Origin of the sequence: Massilia sp. UYP11 (assembly GCF_050434805.1) — a bacterium.
Taxonomy (GTDB): domain Bacteria; phylum Pseudomonadota; class Gammaproteobacteria; order Burkholderiales; family Burkholderiaceae_D; genus Telluria.
In genome coordinates this window covers 233,248-253,757 of sequence record NZ_JBNDJE010000004.1, presented here as the reverse complement: position 1 = coordinate 253,757, position 20,510 = coordinate 233,248, and the positions used below count along the sequence as shown (strand labels likewise).

The window sequence follows — 20,510 nt, the reverse complement described above, 5'->3', positions numbered from 1 at the left end:
CGGCCGGAGTCAGTCGCCCCGGCCGGAACGGAAGGCGGCGACAGCCAGGTAGCGAAAGCGCTTCTGCTCGATCCGTGACTTGGTGATGGCGTCGAGGATGATGCCGCAAGCAAGCAGGATCACGCCGAACAGCATCAGTGCGGTGCACAGCAATGCGGTCGGCAGGCGCGGCACCAGGCCGGTCTCCAGGAAGGTGGCGAAGACCGGGATCGCCATCTGCACCGACGCCAGCGCGCAGACGGCGAAGGCGATCGAATAGAAGCCGAGCGGCTTTTCGGACTTGAACAGGCGCAGGATGGTGAGCAGGATGCGCATGCCGTCACGGTAGGTGTTGAGCTTGCTGACCGAACCGTCGGGGCGCGCGCCATAGGCGGTGTCGACTTCGGCCACCGGCATGCGCAGCTCGAGTGCGTGGACGGTAAGCTCGGTCTCGATTTCGAAGCCCGACGAATGCGCGGCGAACGATTTGACATAGCGGCGCGAGAACACGCGGTAACCGGACAGGATGTCGGTGAAGGTGCGGCCGAAGATCAGCGACAGGAAGCCGGTCAGCATGCTGTTGCCGAAACGGTGGCCAAAACGGTAGGCGGCCTGCTCGGTGCTGATGCGGCTGCCGACCACCATGTCGAGGTCTTCGTCCAGGAGTTTCTGGACCAGCTGCGGCGCCACCGTGGTGTCATAGGTGCCGTCGCCGTCGACCATGATGTAGGCATCGGCCTCGATGTCCGCGAACATCCGCCGCACCACACTGCCCTTGCCCTGCATCGAGACCCGGCGCACGTTGGCGCCGGCGCCACGCGCGATCTCGGCGGTATTGTCAGTGGAATTGTTGTCGAAGACATATATCTGTGCCTCGGGGAGGCACTGATTGAAGTCCTTGATCAACTGGGCGATGGTGAGCGCTTCGTTATAGCAGGGGATGACGACGGCGATGTGCGGCGCATTGCGCAGGATTTCCGTCTCGGTCCCGGGCTGCAGGCTGGCTAAGGAGTTCATGGAACATGGCTCGGCAATTGCTAAGTCTGTCATTATATCTTTCTTGATAGCACGTCAACCAACTGTCGGGATCTAATTCTGAGGTACTGTCGCAATCCGGTGAAGCGCGGCGCTTGATGCGCGGCCCTTGAAGCGCGGCCCTGGAGACGGCCGGCTCAGGGTACGAGCGCCACCGGGCAGAACCGGTACGGCAGGGAAGCCGTACCGATGGCGGCCGCGTACGTCCTGCAGGCGCCGTCGTCGATCCGCAAGCGGTAGCGCGCCAGTTGTTCCTTGGCGGCTTGCATGCGCAGGCGGTCTTCGTCCGCTATCGCCTGCCTGCGTTGCGGGCTGTCCGCCGACCCTTCCGGCGAAGTCGACAGGATCACGTAATGCGGCCCCGGACGCACGGTCGCGGCGGCCCGGATACGCTCGAGCCAGGCAGGCGACTCCGGGAACGCGCCCGTTACCGAGATCACGCGCACCTCGGGTGGGAAAAAGGGGGCCAGCCAGCCCACTGGCGGATCCCCGTGCGCGGTAAAGACAACCGTGTCGGCGGGAGCCGCCAGGGGCGGCACCTGTACGCTGACATTCGGCGAACCCCAGTCGGCATGGCCCCATGTCACGAAGGGGAAGACGGCGAGGGACGTGGCCAGCAGCAGCCCGCCACCGACGCGCGCTGCCGTACGAGGCGGCATCAGGCGCTGGAGCAGGATCCACGCCATGAGCGGCGCCAGTAGTTCGAGCGGCACCAGGTAGCGGTAGATGCCGAACAGCTTCATCCAGGCCAGGTAGGCCACCAGGCCGAACACCAGGAGGAATCTCGCACGCGCCGGCATCGGCGCGTGCGCCGGCCGGCCGGTCATTCGGCCCAGCAGCCAGGCCGCACCGCACGCCAGCGCGAGCACGTACACGACCGGCACGATCACCAGCCTGAGCGCAAGCTCCGATACCCGCGAGACGTCGAACGCGAACACCAGTGGCCAGAACACCGTCTCGAGCATGCCTTGAGGCGTGTGGTGGTTGTCGATCACCCCCATGTGCTGCGCCAACGGGCTGCGGAAGATATTGTTAAATTGCGGGAACAGGGGATTGCCGAAGCGTTCCCACATCGTCATCCACCAATAGCCGGCGCCGAGCAGCAGGCCGGCGAGCACGGGGCAACCGTGGGTGATGGCAAGCGCCAGCCGCTGCCGCCAGGCCACCGGCGTCGTCAGCAGGGCGATGCACAGCGCCGCGGCATACGGCCCATTGGTCAGCTTCAGCCCCGTCCCGAAACCCATGAGCAAGCCGGAAACCACCATCAGCCCGATTGTTCGACCCGTCGCGGCATGCAGTCCATCCCAGCCGCGCAGCACGAGCAGCAGCGAGGACAGCACCAGCAGCGCGGTCAGGTTGTCCCCCATGGTATTACCCAGTTGCGACAGGAAAGCGGGACCGCACACGCCCGCGACGGCCAGCAGCAAGGGGAGACGCATGCCGCCGCTTGCCGACACGATGCGGCGCGCGATGGCCATCACCAGCACAAAATTCAGTCCGTGCACATACCCCATCAGGAATCCGACCACGGGGCCGGGCAGGGTAATACTCAGCAGGTAGTAGGGAACGTCGATGAGCGGATTGAAATAGCTTTGCCACTGGCCCGGGGCCATGTCGAGGTCGAGCCGGTCGTTGAGAAGGGCATAAGGGTTGTACCAGTGGTAGTTTTTCAGGTCCCAGTTACTGTCCTGCCCCATGGCCACTGACAGCAGGCCGAACAGGATGGGCGCGATCCAGGCCGCGGCCAGGGCCACGCGCGGTTGGGTCAGCATTCCGGTGAGGCGCGCGAGCCAGGGTTCCCTCCGGGCGATCGGGTTCTTCAGGAGATGCATGGTCTCTCTCGACAGTGTGAGACGGCTTGGGGCATGCCCGCTGCGATCGTTCCGGCCGGCATCATTTTACGAATGGTCATCGCATACGCAAACCGCCGGGTTCGGCGTTCACCTGTCAATAATACAACTTTCTTGGTGGCAGTTGAACCTGATTGTCCTGACAGGATACCGATGACTCACGCAGTTCTGAAATGGTCCCAGCCCGATAGCGTCAGGTCGAGCGGCGCGCCGTGGGCATCGACCAGGCGCAGGCCGGGCGTGGCCTCGATCGTGCCGACCCGGGTGACCGGCGTGGCGGCCGCCGCCGCGGCTTCCAGCACCGCCGCGCGGCGCGACGCCGGCGCCGTGAAGCACAGCTCGTAATCGTCGCCGCCGGCCGCCGTGAAGCGGCGCCGCAGGGCGACGTCTTGCCGCGCCAGCGCCGGGCCGGCCGGCAGCGCGTCGACGTCGAGCGTGGCGCCGACGCCGGAGGCCGCCAGGATGTGGCCCAGGTCGCCCACCAGGCCATCCGAGATGTCGAGCGCGGCGTGTGCGATCGGCGCCTCGGCCAGCGCCAGGCCCAGGGCCACGCGCGGCGTGGGCATGTGCAGCCTTGGCGCCGCCTGCGCCTGCAGCGCCGGATCGAGCTCGAGCTCTTTCCAGCAGCCGGCCAGCGCCAGGCGCGCATCGCCCAGCGTGCCCGAGATCCAGATGTCGTCGCTGGGACGCGCATGCGCGCGCCGCAGCGCATGGCCGGGAATGGTTTCGCCGAACACGGTGATGCAGATGTTCAGCGGCCCTTTGGTGGTGTCGCCGCCGATCAGTTCGCAGCCGTGTGCATCGGCCAGCGCGAACAGGCCGCGCGAGAACCCGTCGAGCCATGCCTCGTCGGCCCGCGGCAGCGCCAGGGACAAGGTAAACGCAACAGGCCGCGCGCCCATCGCGGCCAGGTCCGACAGGTTCACGGCCAGGGCCTTGTGACCCAGCATTACAGGATCGGCGCCGGCGAAGAAGTGGCGCTCTTCGACCAGCATGTCGGACGAGATCGCGATCTGGCGGGCGGGCGTCGGGGCGAGCAGGGCGCAGTCGTCGCCGATGCCCAGCGCGACGTCAGGACGGGCCTGGCGCTCGCGCTGGAAAAAGCGCTTGATGAGATCGAATTCGGAAAGCATGGCAGCGATTGTACCGTCCGCGTTGGCTTACCAACAATTGCTGCGACCGCACATAACGAGCGTAAAAATACGTAGCCATTGACAACATCCTGTCTGATAGAATCAAAGACCCCGATTCGCTTCAGGAAGGCTGCCCAGTATGGATTCGTCATCTGACAAAAAAGAAGAATTACGTCAGCAACTGCGTCAAGCAGCGCTCGAGTATCATCAGTTTCCCCGTCCCGGCAAGATCAGCGTGGCGCCCACCAAGGGCCTGCTGAACCAGCGCGACCTGGCGCTGGCCTATTCGCCGGGCGTGGCCGCGCCTTGCGAGGAAATCGTCAAGGATCCTGCCAACGCCTACAAGTACACCGCGCGCGGCAACCTGGTCGCCGTGATCTCCAACGGCACCGCCGTGCTGGGCCTGGGCAACATCGGTCCGCTGGCGTCGAAGCCGGTGATGGAAGGCAAGGGCGTGCTGTTCAAGAAGTTCGCCGCGATCGACGTGTTCGACATCGAGATCAACGAGACCGATCCCGACAAGCTGGTCGACATCATCGCCGCGCTCGAGCCGACGTTCGGGGGCGTGAACCTGGAAGACATCAAGGCGCCCGAGTGCTTCTACATCGAGCGCCAGCTGCGCGAGCGGATGAAGATCCCGGTCTTCCACGACGACCAGCACGGTACCGCGATCATCGTCGGCTCGGCCATCCTGAACGGCCTGAAAGTCGTCGGCAAGAACATCAAGGAATGCAAGCTGGTGGTCTCGGGCGCCGGCGCGGCCGCGCTGGCCTGCCTCGACCTGATCGTCGACCTGGGCTTCCCGATCGAGAACATTTTTGTCACCGACCTGGCCGGCGTGGTCTACAAGGGCCGTGTCGAGCTGATGGACCCGGACAAGGAACGCTTCGCGCAAGACACGCCGCACCGTTCGCTGGCCGACGTCATTCCGGGCGCCGACATCTTCCTGGGCTTGTCCGCCGGCGGCGTGCTCAAGCAGGACATGGTCGCCAAGATGGGCCCGAACCCGCTGATCCTGGCGCTGGCCAACCCGAACCCGGAAATCCTGCCTGAAGACGTGAAGGCGGTGCGCGGCGACGCCATCATCGCCACCGGCCGTTCGGACTATCCGAACCAGGTCAACAACGTCCTGTGCTTCCCGTATATGTTCCGCGGCGCCCTGGACTGCGGCGCGACCACCATCACGCGCGAGATGGAAATCGCGGTGGTGCACGCGATCGCCGACCTGGCCCTCGCCGAGCAGTCGGACATCGTGGCCTCGGCCTACGGCATCTCGAACCTGTCGTTCGGTCCGGAATACCTGATCCCGATGCCGTTCGATCCGCGCCTGTTGACCCATATCGCCCCGGCCGTGGCCAAGGCCGCGATGGATGGCGGCGTCGCCAGCCGTCCGATCGAAGACCTGGAAGCCTACGCCGAGACCCTGCAGCAGTTCGTCTACCGCAGCGGCACCTTCATGAAGCCGCTGTTCACGGTCGCCAAGAGCGCCCCGCCGGAGATGAAGCGCATCGTCTACGCCGAGGGCGAGGACGAGCGCGTGCTGCGCGCGGTGCAGGTGGTGGTCGACGAGAAGCTGGCGCGCCCGATCCTGGTCGGCCGTCCGGCGGTGCTCGAGCAGCGCATCGAGAAATTCGGCCTGCGCCTCAAGCTGGGCGTGCACTTCGACGTCATCAACCCCGACTTCGACGAGCGCTACCGCGACTACTGGACGACCTACCACCAGATGGTGATGCGCAAGGGCGTGACCCAGGACCTGGCCAAGCTGGCCATGCGCCGTCGCCACACCCTGATCGGCGCCATGATGATCCACAAGGGCGAAGCCGACGGCATGATCTGCGGCACCTACGGCACCACCCAGATGCACCTGGAGTTCATCGACCAGGTGCTGGGCAAGCGCGCCGGCGCCAACGTCTATGCGGCGATGAACTTCATCATCACGCCGGAACGCCAGCTGGCCATGGTCGACACCCACGTCAACGAGAATCCCAACGCCGAACAGCTGGCCGAGATCACGATCATGGCGGCCGAGGAGATGGAGCGCTTCGGCATCAGCCCGCGCGCGGCCCTGTTGTCGCACTCGAACTTCGGCAGCGCCAACTCGGAGTCGGCGCAGAAGATGCGCGCCGCCCTGGCGCTGGTGCAGCAGAAGAAGCCGGAACTCGAAGTCGACGGCGAGATGCACGGCGACGCCGCGCTCGACGCCAAGAACCGCGCCAAGATCATGCCGGAGTCGACCCTGAAGGGCGACGCCAACCTCCTGGTGCTGCCGAACATCGACGCCGCCAACATCTCGTACAACCTGCTCAAGACGGCGGCCGGCAACGGCATCGCGGTCGGCCCGGTCCTGCTCGGTTGCGCGCGTCCGGTCCACATCCTGACCCCGTCGGCGACGGTGCGCCGGATCGTCAACATGACGGCGCTGGCCGTGGTGGACGCCGTGTCCCAGCGCTGATCCATCAGCCGGTTGGGCCAGCACCTCACGCCTGTCCGAGCGCCTTGCGCCCGGGCAGGCGTCGTCGTCTGGGCCTGTCGCCAGCTGTCGCCGTTTGTCGTCCGCCAAAGACACTGGTAACAAACCGTAAGCGGCCAGCGCGGCGCATCATTTTGAGGTCATAATGTTCAGATAAGTGTTGATTTAATTGCACACATTTCTCATGTGCAATTAAGCAACCCGACCTCCTCTGTTACAATCCTTGCTTCACCGGGCTCGCCAGGTAGTACATTGCGCCCGCAAGACCACTTCATACCATCCAAGAACATGCAAAACAAACGAGCCCTCATCACCGGTATCACCGGCCAGGATGGCGCCTATTTGGCCCAGTTGCTCCTGGAAAAAGGCTATCACGTCACCGGTACCTATCGTCGCTCGAGCTCGGTCAATTTCTGGCGCATCGATGAACTCGGCATTACCGCGCATCCCAACCTGTCGCTGGTCGAATACGACCTGACCGACCTGGCCTCGAGCCTGCGCCTGATCGAAGCAGCGCAGCCGGGCGAGGTGTACAACCTGGCGGCGCAGAGCTTTGTCGGCGTGTCCTTCGACCAGCCGGTGACCACCGCGTCGATTACCGGCCTGGGGGCCGTCAACCTGCTCGAAGCCATCCGCATCGTCAATCCGAAGATCCGCTTCTACCAGGCGTCGACCTCGGAAATGTTCGGCAAGGTGCAGGCCATCCCGCAAAAAGAAGATACGCCGTTCTACCCGCGCAGCCCGTATGGCGTGGCCAAGCTGTACGCGCACTGGATGACCATCAATTACCGCGAGTCGTATGACATCTTCGGTTCCTCGGGCATCCTGTTCAACCACGAATCGCCGCTGCGCGGCCGCGAGTTCGTCACGCGCAAGATCACCGATTCGGTGGCCAAGATCGTGCAGGGCAAGCTGGAGCTGCTGGAGCTGGGCAATATGGACGCCAAGCGCGACTGGGGCTTCGCCAAGGAATATGTCGAAGGCATGTGGCGCATGCTGCAGGTCGACAAGCCGGACACCTATGTGCTGGCGACCAACCGCACCGAGACCGTGCGCGACTTCGTCACCATGGCCTTCAAGGCGGCCGGCGTCACGCTGGACTGGAGCGGTTCGGGCGAGCAGGAAGTCGCCCACTGCAGCCAGAGCGGCAAGAAGCTGGTGGGCGTCTCGCCCAAGTTCTACCGTCCGGCCGAAGTCGACCTCCTGATCGGCGACCCCGAGAAAGCCAAGCGCGAGCTGGGCTGGGAGCCAAAGACCACGCTCGAAGAGCTGTGCCAGATGATGGTCGACGCCGACCTGCGTCGTAACGAACAGGGCTTCTCGTTCTGATATGACGCGCCTGGCCACGGATGACGATTCCGCTCTCGCGCAGCGCGCGCCGCAGCGCGAAGGGGAGGGCCGCCGCGCCCTGATCACGGGCCTGCGCGGCTTCACCGGCCATTACCTGGCGCAAGAGCTGGCGGCCGCGGGTTACCGCGTGTTCGGCACCGTGATGCCGGGCGAGGACACCGGGCCGGACTCGCAGTCAGACATATTCGCGGTCGACCTGTGCGACCGCGACGCGGTGGCCGCCATGGTCGCCGAGGCCAGGCCCGACGTCGTGGCCCACCTGGCCGGCATCGCCTTCGTCGGCCATGCCAACGTCGAGGCGATCTACCGCGTCAATGTGGTGGGCACGCGCAATCTGCTTGAAGCATTATCGGCCGGCGTGCATCGCCCCACCAGCGTGCTGCTGGCGTCGTCGGCGAACATCTACGGCAACGCCGATGTGGCGGTGATCGACGAAAGCGTGCCGCCGGCGCCGGCCAACGACTACGCGGTCAGCAAGCTGGCGATGGAATACATGGCGCGCCTGTGGATGGACAAGCTGCCGATCACGATCGTGCGTCCATTCAATTACACCGGCGTGGGCCAGGCCGAGAATTTCCTGCTGCCCAAGATCGTCAACCACTTCCGTCGTAACGAGAAGCGCATCGAACTGGGCAATCTCGCCATCGCGCGCGATTTCTCCGACGTGCGCATGGTGGCGCGCAGCTATCGCCGCCTGCTGGCGGCGGCGCCCGCCGGCGAAGCCTTCAACGTCTGCTCGGGCACCCCGCACTCGCTCTCGAGCGTCATCGAGACCATGGGCGAGATCGCCGGATATCGCATCGACGTGCAGGTCAACCCCGCCTTCGTGCGCGCAAACGACGTGCTTCAACTGACTGGCAGCAATCGCAAGCTGGCCGCCGTGATCGGCGACCTGGCGCCGATCCCGCTGCACGAGACGCTGGACTGGATGTACCGGGCGTGAAACCCGCAGTCATCAAGGTCGGTCTGGGCACGACCATGGTCGAGCCCGGTTTGACCGGTGGCCGGCTGGACGGCATCGGCGTGTACACCCGGGCCTTGATGCAGCACCTGGGCCCAGCGGGCTGCGAAGTGGCGCCGTACTCCTGGCCCCACCCGCGCCGGGGCGGCGCCGGCATCAGCATCGGCCAGGCCTTTCCCCAGTCGTTCGAGACGGCGACCCTGATCGACCTGGTGACGCCCGGCGCGCACCGTATCCACATGCCGGCCGACATCTTCCACGTGACCGACTACCGCGTGGTGCGCATGGATTGCCCGGTGGTGGCCAGCCTGCACGATGCGCTGACGATCAAACACCCGGAGTGGTGCAATCCGCGCCTGCGCAAGCTCAAGAACTGGCTCCAGGCCAAGGCGGCGCGCAAGGCCGAGCACGTGATCGCGCTGTCGCACTTCGCCATCGAAGAACTGGTCGAATGCTTCGGCGTCGACGAGCGGCGCATCTCGGTGGTGCCCTGCGGTGTCGACGAGGAGTGGCTCACCGCGCCCGAACCGCGGGCGGTGGCGGCGACCCTGGATGCCTATGGCCTGCAACCTGGCTATTTCTTCTTTGTCGGCACCCTGCAACCGCGCAAGAACGTCGAACGCCTGCTGGAAGCGTATCTCGCGCTGCCGGCGCCCCTGCGCCTCGAGCGCGGCCTGGTGATCGTCGGCGCGCCCGGCGCGCGCAGCGAAGCCCTGGTGGCGTCGCTCAGGGCGGCGCAGGCGGCGGGCGAGAACGTGGTCTGGCTGGATCGCTTGACTGACCATGGGCAATTGCGTGACCTGTATGCCGGGGCCGGCGTCTTCGTCTTTCCTTCCTTGTACGAGGGCTATGGCATTCCGGTACTGGAAGCCTTCGCCTCGAACGTGCCGGTGGTGGCATCGAACACGACCTCGCTGCCGGAAGTCGCGGGCGACGCGGCGCTGCTGGTCGACCCGCTGTCGAGCGGCGCCATCGCCGACGCCATGCGCATCCTGGCCACGGAAGGTGTTGCGCGCGCGCGCTGTGTCGCCGCCGGACGCGCCCGCGCCGAACAACTGACATGGCAAAACACCGCACGCCTGACGGCGCAGGTGTACCGTGCCGTCCTTTCGCAGTAAGCTGAATTGATTATGCGCGTCCTTCATTTCTACAAGACCTACCACCCCGATTCGGTGGGCGGGGTCGAACAGGTGATCCGCCAGATGTGCGTGGGCACCGGTCGTCTCGGCGTGAGCAATACGGTGCTGTCGCTGTCGCGACAGGACAAGCTGGTCCCGTTCGAATTCGAAGGCCATATGGTCCACCGCGTGCCGCTCAATGCCGAGATCGCGTCCAACGCCATCTCGGTGCAGTCGATCGGCGCGCTGGCGCGCCTGGCGAAGCAGGCCGATGTGGTGCACTACCATTTCCCCTGGCCCTTCATGGACCTGGCCCATTTCATGGCCCGGGTCGACAAGCCGACGGTGGTCACCTACCACTCCGACATCGTGCGCCAGCGCCACCTGCTGCGCCTGTACCAGCCGCTCAAGCACCGCTTCCTCAAGAGCGTCGACGCGATCGTCGCCACCTCGCCCAACTACCTCGGCTCGTCGACCGTGCTGGCGCGCTACAAGCAAAAAACCTCGGTCATTCCCTTCGGCCTGGACCGCGGCACCTATCCGCAGCCCGAGCCGGCCCGCCTGGCGCACTGGCGCGAGCGCGTGGGCCCGAAGTTCTTCCTGTTCGTGGGCGTGCTGCGCTACTACAAGGGCCTGCACATCCTGCTCGAGGCGGCCAGAGGTCTCGACTATCCGATCGTGATCGTCGGCGCCGGGCCGATCGAGGGCGAGCTCAAGGAACAGGCCGCGCGCCTGGGCCTGTCCAACGTGATGTTCGTCGGCGCGATCGACGAACCGGACAAGGCGGCGCTGCTGACCCTGTGCTATGCCGTGTCGTTCCCCTCGCACCTGCGCTCGGAAGCCTTCGGCATCTCCCTGCTCGAGGGAGCGATGTACGGCAAGCCCATGATCTCGAGCGAGATCGGCACCGGCACCACCTACATCAACGTCGATGGCGACACCGGCCTGGTGGTGCCGCCATCCGACCCGCAGGCGCTGCGCGCGGCGATGCGCACCTTGTGGGACAACCCGGACATGGCGCGCGCCATGGGCCGGCGCGCGGAGGCGCGTTTCGAGGAATTGTTTACGTCCGAGAAGATGGCGGCCAGCTATACGGCGCTGTACCATGAGCTGGTGGCGCGCCGCGCCGTCAAGCCGAGCGGCACGGTCGCCGTAGGGTCGGCGGCTCCGCCGCCGACGCGGTGATGGTTGGCGGCGAGATCATCCGGCGCGAAAGCGGAGGCGGTAACGACCACCGCGTCGGCGGCGTAGCCGCCGACCCTACGTCAGTTACGCCGTTTCGGCCCAGCGCAACCTGATCTCGCGGATCGCCGGCATCTGGCCGGCGAACAGCTCCACCAGCTGCGGATCGAAATGGCGGCCCTTCTGCTCGTGCAGGAAATTCACCGCCTCTTCCTCGGTCCACGCCTTCTTGTACGGCCGCACCGAGGTCAGCGCGTCGAACACGTCGGCGATCGCCACGATCCTGCCCACCAGCGGGATATCCTCTCCAGCCAGGCCGTACGGATAGCCGCTGCCGTCGTATTTCTCGTGGTGGGTCAGCGCGATCTGGCGCGCCAGCGCCAGCATGCCGCCGGCGTGCTCGCCGATGATCTCGGCGCCGATCGTCACGTGGCCCTGCATGATCTTCCATTCCTCGGCGTCGAGCGGCCCGGGTTTCTGCAGGATGCGGTCGGGGATGCCGATCTTGCCCACGTCGTGCATCGGCGCCGCGTGCAGCAGGTCGTCGGCCTCGATGTCCGTCAGGCCGGCGGCGATCCCGAGGAGGCGCGAGAAGTGGCTCATGCGGATCACGTGCAGGCCGGTCTCGTTGTCCTTGTATTCGGCGGCCAGGCCCAGGCGCTGCACGATTTCGAGGCGGCTGGCGCGAAGCTCTTCCATCCGCACCAGCGACAGGTGGGTGCGCACGCGCGCCCGCACCACCGGCGGGCTGACCGGCTTGGTGATGTAGTCGACCGCGCCGGCCTCGAAGCCTTCGACTTCGTCGGTGGTCTCGGTCAGGGCGGTGACGAAAATCACCGGGGTCGAGGCGGTGGCCGGATGCGCCTTGAGGGCGGCGCACACCTCGTAGCCCGACATCCCGGGCATCATCACGTCCAGCAGTACCAGGTCGGGCTGCTCCTGGCGCGCCAGTTCGAGCGCGCGCGCGCCGTCCTTGGCGAACAGCAGGCGATAGTGGTCCTGCAGGATCTGGCGCAGCAGCTGCAGGTTGCTGGCTTCGTCGTCGACCGCGAGGATCAGCGGACGGGTATTCGGTTGGTTCATGCTGCGAATTCGCTGGATGCGGGGTCATGCGCCTCGTCGCCCAGCAGGCCGATGACGGCCTCCAGGTGGCCGAGGGCGAGGTCGAAGTCGAAGTCGGCGAGCGCCGACTGGACCTGGTTCACGCGGGTGGCGGCCGGATGCGCCGCCAGGGCCGCGGCCAGGCTGGCCATGGCGCCGTCGTTCAGGGCGCCGCGGCGCAGCGCCTCGAGCAGCACGCCGCCGGCGCGCCGCGCGCGCGCCAGGTCGACCTCGCTCCCTTGCGGCGCCAGGGCCGGCGCCGTCGCCACGGCGTTCAGCGCCGCCAGCGCCGCGTCCAGCGCAGTGGTCGCCGCCGCCAGCGTGTCGGCCACCCGGTGCGCGTCGGTCGGCACCGCATCGGCGGCCTGCTCGAGCGTGGCCAGGGCGTCCGCCAGCAGCTCGAAGCCGACATTGGCGGCCGCGCCGCGCACCTTGTGCGCCAGCATGCGCAGCTGCTGGCGCTCGCCGGCGGCGGCGTGCAGGCGCAGCGCCTGGTCCAGGCCGGCGTACTGGCGGGCAAAGTGCTCGAGCGCCTCGGCATAGGCGTCCTCGCGGTTGCTCCAGCGGTGCAGGCCGGCGCGCCGGTTCAGCACTTCGCGCGGCGCATTGGGCGCGCCCGGCACGTCCGGCGCGCTGGCCGGCAGGCCGAGCACGCGCGCGATCTCGTGCGACAGCGCGAACCAGTCCACCGGCTTGCTGGCGAAACCGTCCATGCCGGCGTCGATGCTGGCCTGGCGGTGTTCGGCCAGCACGCTGGCCGTCATCGCGATCACCGGCAGGCGCGGGCGTTCCTCCCGCGCCTCATGTGCCCGAATCGCGCGGGTGGCGGCCAGGCCGTCCATGACCGGCATCTGGAAGTCCAGCAGCACCAGGTCGAACTCGCCGCTGGCGCTGAGTTCGACCACGGCGGCGCCGTCGCGCACGGCGGTCATGGTGTGGCCGCGGCGGGTCATCAGGAGCTGCATCAGTTCCAGGTTCTGCGGCACGTCGTCGGCCACCAGCACGCGCAGCGGCGGCAGCACGGCGGCGCTGCGCACGCGCGGCGCCTGTTGCGCGAAGCGCGCCAGCACCAGCGGCACCCGCACATGGAAGGTGGTGCCGTGTCCGAGCTCGCTCTCGGCCCAGATCCGGCCGCCCATCAGCTCGACCAGCTGCTTGCTGATGGTGGTGCCCAGGCCCGTGCCGCCGAAGCGTCGCGTCATCGAGGCGTCGGCCTGGGTGAACGGGTCGAAGATGGCGGCCAGGCGCTCGGGCGCGATGCCGATCCCGGTATCGGTCACGGCGATGCAGAGCTGGTCGCCTTCGGCGCCGACCGTGAGCGTCACGCTGCCCGTGGCGGTGAACTTGATCGCGTTGTCCAGCAGGTTGGTCAGCACTTGGCGCATGCGCAGCTCGTCGCCGCGCAGGCCGGTCGGCAGCGCCGGATCGTACTGGATATCCAGGTGCAGGCCCTTGGCGCGCGCGTTCGCGGCCAGGGTCGAGGACAGTTCGTCGATCAGGGACAGCAGGTTGTAGTCGTCCTGCTCCAGCTCCACCGCGCCTTTTTCGAGCTTGGCGGTGTCGAGGATCTCGTTGAGCAGGCGCAGCAGGGCGCGGCCGGCGCTGCGGATGGTGTCCAGGTGGCGCCGCTGCTCCACGTCCAGCTCGCCGTCCAGCAGCACGTCGGTAAAGCCCAGGATCGAATTCATCGGGGTGCGGATCTCGTGGCTCATATTGGCCACGAAGGTCGCGCGCGCGGCGGCGGCCTGCTCGGCGGTTTCCTTGGCGGCTCGCAGCGCTTCTTCCATCTGGCGGCGCTCGGTGATGTCGAGGATCACGCCGTCCAGCCATTCGACGTCGCCGGCCGCGTCGCGCACCCCGGTGCCGTTTTCCCAGAGCCAGCGCACGCCGCCGTCGGCGTGCAGCAGCCGGTATTCCACCAGGTAGGGCCGGCCTTCGCGCAGCGCGGCGCCGATGTCCCTGGCCACCCGGATCCGGTCTTCGGCATGGATCAGGGCGCCGAACGTGCGCCGCGGCGGCTCGCTCACGAAATCGGCGGCCGGATAGCCGGTGACGCGCTCGACCGCATCGCTGATGAACACCATCGGCCAGTCGTCACTGAGCTTGCTGCGGTAGGAGACGCCGGGGATGTTCCCGATCAGGGAACGGAACTGCTGCTCGCTGTCGCGCAGCGCCCCTTCCATGGCGCGCCGCTCGCTGATGTCGGTGACGAAGCAGACGAACAGGTCTTGCCCGTCCAGCCGCGCGTGGCCGAGCGCGCCGCGCACCGGCACCAGGCTGCCGTCCTTGCGCAGGCCGAAGGTTTCGGTGCTGGTGTTGACGCCTTCCAGGTTGCCCTTGGCCAGGACGTGCAGCAGGCCATGCCTGGCGGTGCGGTCGGCTTCTTGGAGAATCAAGCCGATATGGCGGCCGACGATCTCGTCGCGCTGCCAGCCGAAGATGCGTTCGGCCGAGGCGTTGAATTCGGTGACGGTGCCGTCGCGCCCGACCGTGATCACGCCGTCGACGGTGGTGGTGAGCAGCGCGCGCATCCAGGCTTCGCTGCGCGTAAGGCCCAGGTACAGCTCGCGGTAGCGCAGCAGGCCGTTGGCGGCCACCACGCCCAGCGACAGCGCCACCGTGATGACCGTGATCGACAGCGCCATGAAATCGCTGTTCGAATCGTCCAGGCCCAGCGGATCGACTTCGCCGGCGAAGCGCGCTGCCGCCATGCCGGTGTAGTGCATGCCGGCGATGGCGCAGCCCATCACCACCGCCGCGATCAGCAGGCGGCGCGCATCGGTCATCGACTTGAAGCGCGACAGGCCGTGGCGCACGCCCAGGGCCAGCGTGGCCAGCACCACCGCGACCACGATCGACAGCGCGAACATGGCCGGATCGTAGTAGAGGTCGAGGCGCATGCGCATGCCGGCCATGCCGGCATAGTGCATGGCGCCGATGCCGGCCCCGACCAGCACCCCGCCCACCAGCAGGTGCGCCAGGCGCAGCTGGGGGCGCGAGATCAGGTGCAGCGCGATCCAGGACGCGCCGATGCTGGGCAGCGCCGACAGCAGGGTGATGCCGTGGTCGTAATGGACCGGCGTGCACAGGTTGAAGGCGAGCATGCCGATGAAGTGCATCGACCACACGCCGGCGCCGAGCGCCAGGCTGGCGGTGCCGAGCACGATGGCGCGGTGGGCGGGATTGGCGCTGGCGCGACCCGTGATCTGCAAGCCCATCCAGGAAGAAAAGATCGCGACCAGCACCGACAGCACGACCAGGCGCGGCTCATGGACACCATAGGCCAGCATGGACGGATCAGTGGGGGCGTTAAATATTTGCAACATGTATTCGTGGATGGTGGTAACGGGCAAACATCTTTCCGTAAGGCATGATCACGAAGTATGGCATTTCCCATGCTGAAAATGTTGTTGTGCACAGGAATGAACAGACGATTGGCGCCATTGTGTAGCGCCTGAGCGACCATTTTGTGCAGTTCTTGTTCAATAACTATGGTCGGCTCGTAGAGGGAACCGCGGGGAACCGCGGGAAACTGACGGGACGGCACGCCCGGCGAACCGGGCGTGCCTGCGCCGTCTACGGGGCGGCGTCGGCCGGGCGCGGCGGCAGCGTCGCCTCGAAGCTGGCTGGCGGCAAGCCCTGGCACCAGCGGCGCCACATCAGGCGCAGCGCGTGTTCGATGCCGTCGGCGACCCGGGTCACCGAGTCCGACGTGGGCAGCGCATAACGTTCGCGCAGCGTGGCGCGCACCGCCGCCAGCGCCGCCAGGTCGCCGCAGACGGCCACGCCCTTGGCGACGAAATCGTCGACGTCGTGCGCGGCAAACTGCTGCAACCCGCAATGCTCGAGGAAGCAGGCGGTTTGGCGTCCCGTCACGGTGCCTGCGTCCAGGGTCAGGGTGGGCACGCCCATCCAGCCGGCGTGCATGGTCGTGGTGCCGCCCGTGTACGGGAAGGTGTCGAGGCACACGTCGACCTGCTGGTGCAGCTTCAGGTAGTCGTGCAGCCCGGTGCGGCCATGAAAGTCGACCCGGTGCGCGGCGATGCCTTCGTGGTCGAGCCAGGCGCGCAGCTGGGCATGGTCGTGCTGTTGCGGCATGCCGGCTACCAGCAGCCGCGCATCGGGCAGCGCGCGCAGCAGCCGGCCCCAGGCCTTGACCACTTCGCCGTTGAACTTGCTGAGACGGTTGAAGCTGCCGAACGTGACGTAGCCGTTGGCCAGGGCGGGCAGCGGGCCGACCTCGGGCGCGCTGGTCACCGGCTCGAAGGGGATCGACAGCGGCAAATGCACCAGCTTCTCCGAAAACAGATGGTCGAAGCGCCCGGACGGCAGGAACTTGGGGACGGCCAGGTAGTAATCCATCGTCGCCAGGCCGGTGGTGCCGGGATAGCCGATCCAGGTCGCCTGGACCGGCGCCAGCCGGCGCGCGAACGCGGGCAGCCGGTTGAAGGCGGAGTGGCCCGACAGATCGATCAGGATGTCGATGCCGTCGGCCCGCACCAGCCGCTCCAGTTCATCGTCGTCGAGCGCGGCGACGTCGCGCCAATGGGGCAGGTGGCCACGCAGGCGCTCGGTGACCGGGTCATGCAAGGCATGGTTGTAGTAGGCATGCAGTGTCAGCCCGGGACGCTTCCCGAGGCGCTCGAAGACCGGTTCGATGAAGGAGGCGACCGCGTGGTTGCGCAGGTCGCCCGACACGAAGCCGATGTGCAGGCGCCGTTCCGGCTCCGGCGTGTTGTCCCACGGCGCGGGCGGCGCGGTCCGCTGCGCGACCAGCCTGCCGTACTGCAGATGTTCGGCGAACAGTGCTTCCGGCGTGAGTCCGGGCATTTCGGTCAGGCAGAACAGCATATTGCTGTGGGCATCGGTATGCTCCGGGTTGCGCTCCAACAAGTCGCGATAGATGGCCACCGCGTCGGCCGGCCGGCCCTGGGTCTGCAGGATCAGCGCGAGCGTGATGCCGGCTTTCTCGTGATGCGGGTCGAGCGCCAGCGCCGCGTCGATGCTGGCTTGCGCTTCGGCCAGCCGTCCCAGCTCGGCCAGGGTGATGGCCAGGTGGTTGTGGGCATCGGCGTTCGCCGGCTGCAGCGCGAGGGCGCGCCGCAGCACGTTTTCCGATTCGTCCAGCCGGTTGGCGCGCATCAGGAGCATGCCCAGGTTGCTGAGCGTCTCGGCATCGTCGGAGTCGAACCTGGCCGACATGGCCATCGCATTCAGGGCCGCTTGCGCATCGCCGCGCCGGTGATAGATGCCACCCAATAGTTTCCAGCCGAAAGCGTGTTGGGGGAAACGCTCGACGAGCGCGCGCGCGGCGTGCTCCGCTTCCTCGTTGCGTCCCTGGGCGAACAGAACGGCGGCGCTGTCGATCTCGGCGCCGTCGGGCGCGCCCGACGTGGCCAGCTGGCGCTCGATGTCGTCGATCGCCGGGCCTTGCAGGCCGTGGGTGCGGCCGAGCTGGAGCAGCTCGGCAGCGGCGGCGAACTGGCGCGCCTCGATCAGGGCGGCGAGGTAGGCCAGCCAATGGGCCTGCTGGCCGGGGTCGGCCTCCAGCGCGGCGGCAAAATGCGGGATCGCCGCCTCGGCATCCCCGGCGCGGCCGGCCAGCACGCCCAGGGCGTGGTGGGCGCCGGCGTGGCCGGGCTGGAGGTCGAGTATCGCCTGGTACAGCGCGAGCGCCTGGTCGAGGTTGCCCGCCTCGGTTTCGTGGTGTGCGGCCTGCATGGCCTGGTCGACGATCTGGCGGACGTCGGCGCTGGGGGGGAGCGTGCTCATGCCGCTACATTAGGGGATGAGGAGGGCGAGGGTCAAGGAGAGGGGATGGGCGGCACTCCGCGCTACTGGCGGGCTGGATAACAAAAAACCCGCTGGTCCGGTGAAGGATGCGGGTTTCAAGCTTTGCTGGGCTGGTGCTCGGACCGGAATCGAACTCCCCTATGAAACATAAGCGTAAGCGTCAAAAGTACCAACATAAATACCAACAAAAACCTATCTGTATTGCACTTCCTGCATGTCGGCACATACATGCGATCAAACGACCTGCGCTCATGCTACCGGCAGCCCGGGGTATCATGGGCAATGACTGAACGCAAAGGCGTACTAGCCGCTACCTTGGCCACGTCTTAATTCTGCTACCCATCAAGCTCATCAACCGGTCCCCGGTCCCTTTGGCTGATCGATATGACCACTACAGGCCGTAGCTGCAACCCGTCATGAGGCAATATTTCAAAAAATGAATTGAAAGGAATGCAATTACAGGTAACCCCTGACCGACCTTTCAATATTTCATAAAAGCAATTATGCCTGAGACAGTCTTGATACTTGCGTCCTCTAGGAAACCAGGAGGTCGGTGCGTTGCTGGAAAGATATTGGGAACGAACCAGTGGGTTCGCCCGGTTCTTCTCTACTACGGCCCTCTCTACTGTATTGTTCGGCTCATCGAATAGTGGTAGCTGGTAGCTATCTGGTAGCTTAAAGCAGGCCGGGGCAACCCGGCTTTTTTCTCGAAGGCCGCCTGCAGACCCGCAAGTACACCGACAAGGACAACATCGAGAGCTACGCCACCGACATCATCGCTGAAAACATGCAGATGCTGGGTGGCCACAAGGCAATCTAGTCAAGATCGAAGAGCAGGACCGGAAGACCTTCGACTACATAGTCGCCGTCTTTGCCGACTTCAGCCATTACTTCCTGAGCGTACTTGGAGCTGTCGCGATCTTGGATAGAAAGACGCGTTTATAGAGTGGAAAACGACCTTTTCGGAGATCCCGAAGGACAAAATTACAACACAATTTGTACCTACGCCTAGGCGCAAACTTAGGTCTTAGTCGACCTCGGGCTGTGGATAACAGTTTTTGTCGGCCTCATAATAAGGGTGCCCGACACACAGAAGGGGTAGTTCGGAGGTTTAGAGTCGGGTAGCGTGATAGAGCTGGATATAGCTCTTGAAGCGAAGTGACCGAGGGTTCGCGGCCCACGGTCCCTTATTTACTAACTGCAGTCAGCGTCACCCATATAAAGGACCCACGCTATGACCATTATCGTCAAAAACCAGCGAGGAAGCATTGTTCTTCGCATAGATCGTCGCATTGTTGTTCCATTGATAACTTTATGCTTAGCTGCATTCTACAAGGGACTCCCCCTGTAAAGTAAGTGTCCCGCGCTAATCCTTAGTACCGCCAAAACCTCGTGAGGACTATGAATGCGGCCGATCAGAAAATCATTGACCTCCTGATGGCCGTATTGGACAAGCTGGAGGAGAAGATCGAGGATTGCATAGGTCCTGCCTCACTCCCGCTTGAGGATCAGCTATGGGACACAACCGATGTGGCGATTCACCCAAGTCTTCCGCATGGGGTAGTGTTTGAAGGCACAACGTAGCGCAACAAAAAACCCGCGCTCTCTATGAGAAACGCGGGTTTTGCTGTTCAGTGGTACATGTTGCTACAAGGTAATGGTGCCTCCGGCCGGAATCGAACCGGCACGCCTTACGGCGCTTGATTTTGAGTCAAGTGCGTCTACCAATTCCGCCACAGAGGCCCAATAGCAGGGGCGCATCTTAGCACATGGCGCGCGCAACTGACCAGTGTGCGCAAGCAATTAGCACAACTCGGCATCAGGTCGCCCCTGCACGAGGCGCCAGGCGAGCACCGGCGCCGGCCGCTCAGCGCGCGATCCGGTGCTGCAACAGCCGCAAGCTTCCCACCGGTCCGACGATCTCCAGCACGTGCTCGCGCACCGCGACATTGATCGCGCCTTCTTGTCCGCGCAGCCAGGGGCGCGGACGGAAGTAGCGGATGCTGGTGCTGTCGGTGGCGGTGCGCCGGTAGCCCAGCGCGCCGAGCGCTTCGTCGAGCGTGCTGATCATGTAGTGGGCGTCGAAGCGGGTGCGCATCTCGAAGCGGCCAGGCCCGAGCATATATACCGGCAACAGGCCGCCCACGATGGCCGGCAATACCAGGTAGGGCAGCGGCGTGTCGGGGTCGATCACATGCATCACCAGCACCAGCAGCGGCAGGCCGCCCAGCATGGTCAGCGCCCAGGGCAGGGACTGGCGCCAGGTGTCGATGCGCCGCAGAAATCCGGGTCGCTCCCGGACACGCACGATTTCTGAAAACGTTACACTCTTCATGGTGATCTCTCCTCACAGCATTCTGTGCAACGGTCCTTGTCTTGCTACTATCCAACTAGCGCAACAACCATTTAGCCTGGGCATTCAGTCGTGTCGATTCGATTGTGACGAGCGGTCCGGGCTAGTGTTTGACTCCGCGCAAACACGCATCCTTTGCAGTCAGGTTCTCATATTGGCAACACTCGCCGCGCACAGGTGAAGTT

At 65.6% G+C, this 20,510-nt stretch carries 13 protein-coding genes, 1 tRNA gene and 1 pseudogene; 7 read left to right on the top strand and 8 right to left on the bottom strand.

Translation table 11 applies throughout. The features are described from left to right. Positions 1 to 9: 9 nt before the first annotated feature. From ABIB38_RS09965 to thiL, 3 genes are all read right to left on the bottom strand, one after another. Entirely contained in the window at positions 10 to 996 is a 987-nt protein-coding gene (locus ABIB38_RS09965) for a glycosyltransferase (RefSeq protein ID WP_429203599.1), read from the bottom strand. A gap of 155 nt (positions 997 to 1,151) precedes the next feature. Next, entirely contained in the window at positions 1,152 to 2,846 is a 1,695-nt protein-coding gene (locus tag ABIB38_RS09960) for a hypothetical protein (protein WP_429203598.1), read from the bottom strand. A 176-nt stretch (positions 2,847 to 3,022) separates the two neighbouring features. Further along, a complete protein-coding gene (gene thiL / locus ABIB38_RS09955; RefSeq protein WP_429203597.1) occupies positions 3,023 to 3,997 on the bottom strand; it encodes a thiamine-phosphate kinase in 975 nt (324 codons plus the stop codon). Positions 3,998 to 4,136: 139 nt separating this feature from the next. On the opposite strand from thiL, the gene ABIB38_RS09950 reads away from it, so the two are divergent. From ABIB38_RS09950 to ABIB38_RS09930, 5 genes are all read left to right on the top strand, one after another. Further along, complete coding sequence (locus ABIB38_RS09950; protein WP_429203596.1) at positions 4,137 to 6,449, top strand: NADP-dependent malic enzyme; 2,313 nt, start codon at positions 4,137 to 4,139, stop codon at positions 6,447 to 6,449. A 306-nt stretch (positions 6,450 to 6,755) separates the two neighbouring features. Next, a complete protein-coding gene (gene gmd, locus ABIB38_RS09945; protein WP_429203595.1) occupies positions 6,756 to 7,796 on the top strand; it encodes a GDP-mannose 4,6-dehydratase in 1,041 nt (346 codons plus the stop codon). A 1-nt stretch (position 7,797) separates the two neighbouring features. Further along, complete coding sequence (locus ABIB38_RS09940; RefSeq protein ID WP_429203594.1) at positions 7,798 to 8,760, top strand: GDP-mannose 4,6-dehydratase; 963 nt, start codon at positions 7,798 to 7,800, stop codon at positions 8,758 to 8,760. Beyond that, positions 8,757 to 9,896 carry a glycosyltransferase family 4 protein gene (locus ABIB38_RS09935; protein WP_429203593.1) on the top strand — a complete coding sequence of 380 codons (1,140 nt, stop codon included), beginning with the start codon at positions 8,757 to 8,759 and terminating at the stop codon, positions 9,894 to 9,896. Before ABIB38_RS09940 ends, ABIB38_RS09935 begins: the two co-directional genes overlap by 4 nt. A gap of 12 nt (positions 9,897 to 9,908) precedes the next feature. Beyond that, positions 9,909 to 11,081 (top strand): glycosyltransferase family 4 protein, encoded by a 1,173-nt coding sequence (locus ABIB38_RS09930; protein ID WP_429203592.1) that lies wholly within the window; start codon positions 9,909 to 9,911, stop codon positions 11,079 to 11,081. An 84-nt stretch (positions 11,082 to 11,165) separates the two neighbouring features. Here the strand turns inward: ABIB38_RS09930 and ABIB38_RS09925 are convergent, their stop codons facing one another. The 3 genes from ABIB38_RS09925 to ABIB38_RS09915 form a co-directional block, all read right to left on the bottom strand. Next, entirely contained in the window at positions 11,166 to 12,161 is a 996-nt protein-coding gene (locus tag ABIB38_RS09925) for an HD domain-containing phosphohydrolase (RefSeq protein ID WP_429203591.1), read from the bottom strand. Then, a complete protein-coding gene (locus tag ABIB38_RS09920; protein WP_429203590.1) occupies positions 12,158 to 15,469 on the bottom strand; it encodes an MHYT domain-containing protein in 3,312 nt (1,103 codons plus the stop codon). Before ABIB38_RS09920 ends, ABIB38_RS09925 begins: the two co-directional genes overlap by 4 nt. Before the next feature lie 286 nt (positions 15,470 to 15,755). Next, a complete protein-coding gene (locus ABIB38_RS09915; RefSeq protein WP_429203589.1) occupies positions 15,756 to 17,951 on the bottom strand; it encodes a tetratricopeptide repeat protein in 2,196 nt (731 codons plus the stop codon). A 524-nt stretch (positions 17,952 to 18,475) separates the two neighbouring features. Between ABIB38_RS09915 and ABIB38_RS09910 the strand changes: the two genes are divergently transcribed. Together ABIB38_RS09910 and ABIB38_RS09905 are read left to right on the top strand one after the other, a co-directional pair. Next, positions 18,476 to 18,622, top strand: coding sequence for a dual OB domain-containing protein (locus tag ABIB38_RS09910; RefSeq protein WP_429203588.1), 147 nt, complete (start codon positions 18,476 to 18,478; stop codon positions 18,620 to 18,622). A 53-nt stretch (positions 18,623 to 18,675) separates the two neighbouring features. Beyond that, positions 18,676 to 18,789, top strand: a pseudogene (locus tag ABIB38_RS09905) (single-stranded DNA-binding protein); the annotation flags it as partial. 841 nt (positions 18,790 to 19,630) lie between these two features. Here the strand turns inward: ABIB38_RS09905 and ABIB38_RS09900 are convergent. Together ABIB38_RS09900 and ABIB38_RS09895 are read right to left on the bottom strand one after the other, a co-directional pair. Continuing rightward, positions 19,631 to 19,715, bottom strand: a tRNA-Leu gene (locus ABIB38_RS09900). A 124-nt stretch (positions 19,716 to 19,839) separates the two neighbouring features. Continuing rightward, on the bottom strand, positions 19,840 to 20,307 hold the full coding sequence (locus tag ABIB38_RS09895) for a hypothetical protein (protein WP_429203587.1): 468 nt from the start codon (positions 20,305 to 20,307) through the stop codon (positions 19,840 to 19,842). Between the last annotated feature and the right edge of the window lie 203 nt (positions 20,308 to 20,510).

Excerpts from the sequence above, each read along its gene's own strand:
- ABIB38_RS09965 (WP_429203599.1), bottom strand. The coding sequence starts at position 996 with ATGAACTCCTTAGCCAGCCTGCAGCCCGGGACCGAGACGGAAATCCTG.
- ABIB38_RS09960 (WP_429203598.1), bottom strand. The coding sequence starts at position 2,846 with ATGCATCTCCTGAAGAACCCGATCGCCCGGAGGGAACCCTGGCTCGCG.
- thiL (WP_429203597.1), bottom strand. The coding sequence starts at position 3,997 with ATGCTTTCCGAATTCGATCTCATCAAGCGCTTTTTCCAGCGCGAGCGC.
- ABIB38_RS09950 (WP_429203596.1), top strand. The coding sequence starts at position 4,137 with ATGGATTCGTCATCTGACAAAAAAGAAGAATTACGTCAGCAACTGCGT.
- gmd (WP_429203595.1), top strand. The coding sequence starts at position 6,756 with ATGCAAAACAAACGAGCCCTCATCACCGGTATCACCGGCCAGGATGGC.
- ABIB38_RS09940 (WP_429203594.1), top strand. The coding sequence starts at position 7,798 with ATGACGCGCCTGGCCACGGATGACGATTCCGCTCTCGCGCAGCGCGCG.
- ABIB38_RS09930 (WP_429203592.1), top strand. The coding sequence starts at position 9,909 with ATGCGCGTCCTTCATTTCTACAAGACCTACCACCCCGATTCGGTGGGC.
- ABIB38_RS09925 (WP_429203591.1), bottom strand. The coding sequence starts at position 12,161 with ATGAACCAACCGAATACCCGTCCGCTGATCCTCGCGGTCGACGACGAA.
- ABIB38_RS09920 (WP_429203590.1), bottom strand. The coding sequence starts at position 15,469 with ATGCTGGCCTATGGTGTCCATGAGCCGCGCCTGGTCGTGCTGTCGGTG.
- ABIB38_RS09915 (WP_429203589.1), bottom strand. The coding sequence starts at position 17,951 with ATGAGCACGCTCCCCCCCAGCGCCGACGTCCGCCAGATCGTCGACCAG.
- ABIB38_RS09910 (WP_429203588.1), top strand. The coding sequence starts at position 18,476 with ATGCCTGAGACAGTCTTGATACTTGCGTCCTCTAGGAAACCAGGAGGT.
- ABIB38_RS09895 (WP_429203587.1), bottom strand. The coding sequence starts at position 20,307 with ATGAAGAGTGTAACGTTTTCAGAAATCGTGCGTGTCCGGGAGCGACCC.